Annotated in this window: 2 protein-coding genes and 1 pseudogene; 1 reads left to right on the top strand and 2 read right to left on the bottom strand. The window is 64.4% G+C overall.

Annotation, left to right across the window (positions count from 1 at the left end):
* Positions 1 to 675 precede the first annotated feature (675 nt).
* Positions 676 to 1,482, top strand: coding sequence for a hypothetical protein (locus ASG60_RS16775; protein WP_056386764.1), 807 nt, complete (start codon positions 676 to 678; stop codon positions 1,480 to 1,482).
* Here the strand turns inward: ASG60_RS16775 and ASG60_RS16770 are convergent.
* Positions 1,479 to 1,697 (bottom strand): hypothetical protein, encoded by a 219-nt coding sequence (locus ASG60_RS16770; RefSeq protein ID WP_056386762.1) that lies wholly within the window; start codon positions 1,695 to 1,697, stop codon positions 1,479 to 1,481. The two genes, ASG60_RS16775 and ASG60_RS16770, sit on opposite strands and share 4 nt — an antisense overlap.
* A gap of 304 nt (positions 1,698 to 2,001) precedes the next feature.
* Positions 2,002 to 2,091: pseudogene (locus ASG60_RS23070) on the bottom strand (recombinase family protein); the annotation flags it as partial.
* Positions 2,092 to 3,567 lie beyond the last annotated feature (1,476 nt).

The following is a 3,567-nucleotide window of genomic DNA, read 5'->3' as shown; positions in this document are numbered from 1 at the left end:
GATCAGCCCATTGCGCGTTGCTCAGCATCGTCCCTCCTCCATCAGAGAGACGAAAACGCAAGCCCAGCCAATCTGTTCAGGCGACGACAGGCCCTAGACGGCAAGGGACGTCTGCAAAGGCGCGGACGTTCATATGCGGCGAAAAGTGGCTTTGGTACGTAAACTGCGCGTGACCGACGACAAGTGGCATCCATTTTATGAAGCCAGATTGGCACAAACCGTCCCGAAAGTTTCCCGAAGGTTTTGCCGGCTCAGAAGGGACCGGATCGCATCAAACCCGAACAGGCCAGATGTGATCGTATCAAAATCTATGACTTGGGGACAAGTAGTTTCCAATCCATCAACGCCGCGCAGAGGGCTACAGGGCGAAATCCAGCCGGTTTCCCGAAGGTTCGAAGTACGCAGGCCCATCCGACGTCGCAACCCCGGGGCCGCTGCGACCGGCACGCCAGCGTCGGCGCACTTGGGAACCGACGGCGACCGGGGCGGAGGCGTCGTCATCGGATGCCTTCCTTCGTCCGGCAGGCCCGTGATCCGCTCTTCAGGGACGGCGAAATCAATCCGCGGGATGGTTGGCGGACATGGCCATGGGCCAAGCTTGGGCCTATACCACCGTGGAGCCCGTCTCGAACCCTGGCTCGACCGGCGTATTCAATCAAACTCCCAAGGGCTGCCGTGCGTCCGCCGAACCCGTTTCCCAATCCGCTGGACGACGCTTTACGGGACAGGTTCCGGACGACCGACAATTTCGTCATCACCTGCAAGGTCAGCGACGACGCGATACGCTGGTGGGACGATCGATTCGGTCGCCTGGATCTCTATCCTCGCGAATTATGCGATGCGTTCAGTAAGGGCCTGCCGTTCGACAAGACCTTCAGGGTTACGATGATCGATCCCGCAGCGAACGAGATCCGCGTCGAGTTCAGGGCTTTCGACAAATTCGGCGAACAGGTGATATTCAGCGGACGAGGCATCGAGCTCAACGCCGACCAAGTTCATTTGAACAAGACCACCTTGCGAGAGGATATCCAGGGTCAAACCTATGGACGCCGTATTCTGGGCAATGCCTTCGAGGTAATGAACCGGCTCGAATTAGAAAAGCTCGCCCTTACGGCCATGATGCATGGCCCGTACATCTGGGCGAAGGCCGGTTTCCTACCGGATGCCGAGAACTGGGCGATTGGGTACACGCAGTCGAAGTTGTTGGAACAACTCTATCGATTGCCGGAATCGGAGGTTTCGTACCGTGAGAAGGCGGCCCTCGCGAGGCTCGTTGAGAACGGTCCGCCTTCCATCGTCCGCGGCATGGCGCGGCTCGATAAGCTGGTGACCTCCACCGTGGACACGAGCAGGCAAGTCAAGCTCGGTTGGTACCTGCTGGTGGAGGGTATGGCTACGTGGAAGGGGTCGCTGTACCGCGAGGACATCGAAGCCGTCGGCCGATTGCGACGCTACCTCGCGCTCGGCGGGGTCGTCGTCTAATACGGCTCCATGATCCGGGTACGTGGTGCGGGGACCTGAACACCCTGCTCCGCGAGGGTCTGCAGGCCCAACAAGGACGCGATCTCGTGGTCGTCCAGACCCTCGCGACGAAGGTCCGCCATGAGAGCCTCTGCGTCACGCAATTCGCTGAGGTCATCCCGACGGGGGTCGCTGGACAAGGCCACCGTCACGTCCACCATCTTGAAACGTGACATGGGAAGTCGCCTCCTAAATTTCTTCTAACCCCGACCGTCACCCTGACATCATACACTGGCTAATGTCATTTATGTAGCCCTCGCGCAGATTCAATTGACGAGGGTTGGTGAACCCGACCTGTCGTGGCGAGTATGGAGCACCGATCCCGGACATTGCGGGTCCCGAGGGCTGTTTACAAGGCGTGCGGTTTCGTTGTTGAGGTGCACCGGAGCGTAAGCGGCTCGAGCCAACCTGTCACGGCTTCCTGGACGCGGTTGCGTATGAAGGCACATTCGACGCCTTTTCGGGCGTCGTCGCGTTGTCCAGGCGTTCGCGCCCGGCGTTGATCAGGGCATCGCGCTGGAGGTCGAGGTTCTGGTTGAGGGTGGAGACGCAAGCATATCCAACGAACATGTCGGGATATTGATTCAGCGGGGTTTAATCCGCAATAGAAAACCAGTCATACTTTCCCGACAGAAACTCGGCCGTTTCGAGGGGCGGAAGCCGACCCGTCGCGATCGTCGGGAAAACGATCGTTTTATCGGCATGTGACCGCGAGCGCTTCCAGTCTTGGCTCTGCCCGCAACTCTGGCTGTGCAAGGGCGCTGGCTTTGTCGGTGCCGGGGACCGTCTGCGAGCGGAACCACTTCCCGGGGCAGCTTCGGACGTCTGGAGCACGGACCCCGTCCCGAGCAGATCCGGCATTCCTGCCCGACCGGCTCCGTTACCCGAGAGAGAGCCCGCATTGCTCGGCGAGAGGGCGCCGAGTGGGTCTTCAGGACGCGGATCTTCGGATCTGTCACCCCGGCGCCGGGACGTGCGACGCCCCAGGACCGGCCGCCGCCTGCCGGCGCAGCGCGCTCCGCAGTTGGTAGACGAGATCCCGCTTTTTCCCCCAGCAGGGTCGCCACCTCGGCCGCGGGTCGGTCCAAGAGCAGCAGGGCTCGTGCAGCGGCGTCGAGCCAGGCCCGGCGCCCGGGCCGGGGGCCGCACAGCCGTCGGCGCATCACCATCGCGGTGTTCCGCGGCACGCCGTGGCGGGCGGCGAAGGCCCCCGGCGGCAGGCGGTCGAGGTCGTCCCGGCGGGCCTGCCACCAGGCGGCGGTCTCCCGCACGAAATCCTGGGCGAGACGCTGGCGCAGGCGCACGATGACGCTCTGTCCGAGGGGCAGGTCGAGCAGCCGTGGCGCGAGGCGGTGCCGCTCGAGATGCGCCGCCAGCGGTGGGGTCAGGATCACCGCGGGGCTGCCGCGCCCTCCGGGCACGCGGATGCCGCGCGCGACCGCAAAGCCGTGCCCGGTCGGGCTGGTGTGGGTCACCCGCCAGGGCGCTCCGAAGACATCGAGGACGATCCGGCGCCCGGACGCAGGAGTTGGCCGCGCGGCGCGGACGTAGCTCGCCCGCTCCCGCACGGCATGGGCCTGGGCCACCGTGCGAACCGTGCATCCCGCCCGTTCGAGCAAGTCCCGAATGGTCGTCCGGGCGAGGCCGTGGGCCACGGCGAGGTCGACGGTGCTGGCGCCCGCCTCGTAGGCGGCGCGCAGGGCGGGCAGGTCGATGGCCGCGGCCGTAGCGTGGCCACGCGCCTGGCTCCGCCCGCGTGGCTTGAGGGGCACAGGCGGGGGCCGGCCAGCGGGTGGGGATGGGGGGTCGGGCGTGTCGTGACGCATGCGGCTGGCCAGGAGAGCACGGTTGAGCGGCGGCGGCAATCACTTGAACGTCGCGGTAGAAAGTTACACAATAGGTCAACCGGAAGTGGTTCGTTGCGTTCCCGGCGTGACGGTTCGGAGATCCGCCGATGGAGCCCCATGTCCGCTACACGCAGGCGGGTCGTCTTCTGTCGATCGCGACGGTGCTGGGCGAGGACGCGCTGCTGCTGGAGCGGCTGGA

It is taken from the genome of Methylobacterium sp. Leaf469 (assembly GCF_001424745.1).
In the GTDB taxonomy this organism is placed as follows: domain Bacteria; phylum Pseudomonadota; class Alphaproteobacteria; order Rhizobiales; family Beijerinckiaceae; genus Methylobacterium.
Note: the sequence above shows the minus strand (reverse complement) of the source record. Positions and strands in the feature narration are given on the sequence as shown.

Coding starts and splice junctions, on each gene's coding strand:
- ASG60_RS16770 (WP_056386762.1), bottom strand. CDS start 1,697: ATGTCACGTTTCAAGATGGTGGACGTGACGGTGGCCTTGTCCAGCGAC.